Here is a 298-nt window from a genome sequence, read left to right on the forward strand (position 1 = left end):
TGATCTTACCCAGCAATAGTGGACACGCGACTAAGTGAGTAAACTCTCAAGCAAGAGGTGACTCACATGACAAAACCAGCATCAACCACTAAAAAGCCACGCAAGCAACATACACCTGAATTCCGCGACGAAGCCCTGAAACTGGCTGAACGTATTGGTGTGGCCGCAGCCGCCCGCGAACTCAGCCTTTATGAGTCGCAAATTTACACCTGGCGTAGCAAGCGGCAGCAACAGGCAACGTCCTCTGAACGTGAGGGCGAACTCGCCGCTGAGAATGCCCGCCTCAAACGCCAACTGG

Annotated in this window: 1 protein-coding gene; it reads left to right on the forward strand. The window is 53.7% G+C overall.

The features are described 5' to 3' along the window. Nucleotides 1-66: 66 nt before the first annotated feature. Nucleotides 67-298, forward strand: a 232-nt coding sequence (locus AC2AXP_RS22750; protein WP_484381997.1) for a transposase, incomplete at its 3' end; no start/stop codon positions are given.

It is taken from the genome of Serratia sp. Sp408 (genome assembly GCF_057180665.1).